General features: G+C 43.0%; 3 protein-coding genes. All 3 read left to right on the top strand.

Features of this window, described 5'->3' with window-relative positions:
- Positions 1-638 (top strand): hypothetical protein (locus tag AC1DWB_RS34435; protein ID WP_477545573.1); only part of this gene is annotated, 638 nt, incomplete at its 5' end.
- Positions 639-661: 23 nt separating this feature from the next.
- Positions 662-1,003: a hypothetical protein gene (locus tag AC1DWB_RS34440; RefSeq protein WP_477545574.1), complete on the top strand. Its 342-nt coding sequence runs from the start codon at positions 662-664 to the stop codon at positions 1,001-1,003.
- Positions 1,004-1,147: 144 nt separating this feature from the next.
- Positions 1,148-1,669, top strand: a complete 522-nt coding sequence (locus AC1DWB_RS34445) for a hypothetical protein (protein ID WP_477545575.1) — start codon at positions 1,148-1,150, stop codon at positions 1,667-1,669.
- The last annotated feature ends 209 nt before the right edge of the window (positions 1,670-1,878 follow it).

Consider the following 1,878-nt stretch of genomic DNA (forward strand, 5'->3'; position numbering starts at 1 on the left):
TAATAATCAAAATGAACTTGAAAACAGTAACCAAAACACAATTACGGGATTTTGTAGATGCGAAGATAAACAGCCGCAAGAAAACACTTTACAGCGAGATTAAGGTGACCATAACCGAACGTATGGGCGAAGCTTTAAAAAAGGTATTGGGCGATGTGTCAGAACTAGAGCGAGTAGCAAGCCGCTTTGAAGATTTGTTAACCGAGAAAATACACCTACTTGGTGCGAGTAGTGTCCCTGAGTATTCGAAAACTGCCGCAAAAGAAGCGAATAAGATTTATAAATCATACGAGTATTTTCTTGACAACATCGTGGGAGACGCCATGAATGCTATAAACAACCAGAATTCAAACTATTCTCGATTTAAGTGCGAGCCGTTAATGGATTCCTTTGACAAACTTAATGCAGAACTACAACCAAAACTCAAATTACAACGGGAGGGCTTAGAAACGCTAAGACATGAATTACAAAATGCAATAAGCCTTGAACAGACAGGGAAGCGAGCTTACAACGCTTTAGTGGCGCTCGGCATGGACATGTCAGAACTGCCCGAAGCAAACCCGAACTTGCCAGCAGTTGTGAAATTGAGCGTCGATGTGTGCGTTTTAAACGGTACGTGTGGGCAAGAGTCGGCTTAATTAAATAAACGGAGGTAATGAGGATGAAAGAATATTGGTTGGACTCATTAAAGGTGGGTGATGAGGTTTGTTATTACAGCAATTGGCACGGTCACATCATCACAAAGATAGCTAAGATCACGCCAACTGGTCAAATCAAGACGGAGGATAGAAAAACATTCAAGAATGGCATATGCCGTATTGATAGTTGGACGTCATACAGTCTTACGCCTATCACTGATGAGATATTAACCGAATTGGAAAAGAAAAGCATAGCAGCGGAAATGAGAGTTATTGGTTGGCTTGCTGTTCCGCTAGAAAAGTTGCGTGAGATCAAACAAATATTAGAACGGCCGAAGGCCATCGAAACGACCGAATCCGCTTAACGTCAGTGGAGGCCGACCCAGCAATAGAATATTTAAGGGATATAGACCGCACCTTGAATCGGAGGTAACCCGATACGGCCTCCGCTACGCTGAGTATTGCGGTCGATTCGAAGTAAGATCAAAACCAAATTAGGAGGCGCTACAATGAGCATTAATACAAAGGAACTTTGCAAAAACATAAAGCATGCATCAAAGAACTGCCTGTTTTGGACTCTTGAGTCTGGGATTCATTACATCACAAACAGACACTGGGCTGTGAAATACGAGGAATTACCACGTGATGTCCTTATCGTCCTATTCTCCATATTCGCCAAATTTCCAACTGAAGGAACAACGTTAGAAAGAGCCTCAGGCGGCGAGAGGGAAAGAGAACTTGTTTCACTTGTTAAGATATTCGACGGAACAAGCCAAAACACTGTAACTGGATCAATAACAAATATCATTCTGGAATGGGATAAGGGCGAGTACCGAGTTATCAAGACTGCATCAGAGATTATTAAATTAAACAATGACTATATGTCAATGGTCGTCAAAGACGATGAGCCAGTGAAGTGCGGGAATAAATTTCAACCTGTATCGTTCAGCAATAACCAGTTTATCCTTCTTCCGATTCGGAATGACAATAAGTCCAACGATGCGACCGTATTGGAATTGTTGGCGGGCTGATCTTGCACGAAGTGCCATCGAGCCGAACGAATAACCCAGCGTAGCGGCAGCCGAACCATATCTTGAAAGGAGTGTCAACCATGAAAGCCCATATACACCCCATATACACCCCATCTACCCCATAGAGCGTAGCGACACCAAACCGAGCCAGTTAGGAGCAGTAACACAATATTTCCTGTCGCCCGAAGAACACGAACACTATAAACAAC

Source organism: Paenibacillus sp. P4_E11 (assembly GCF_056401635.1).

Bases quoted from the DNA above. Each gene is read 5' to 3' on its own strand.
- AC1DWB_RS34440 (WP_477545574.1), top strand. From the start codon at position 662: ATGAAAGAATATTGGTTGGACTCATTAAAGGTGGGTGATGAGGTTTGT.
- AC1DWB_RS34445 (WP_477545575.1), top strand. From the start codon at position 1,148: ATGAGCATTAATACAAAGGAACTTTGCAAAAACATAAAGCATGCATCA.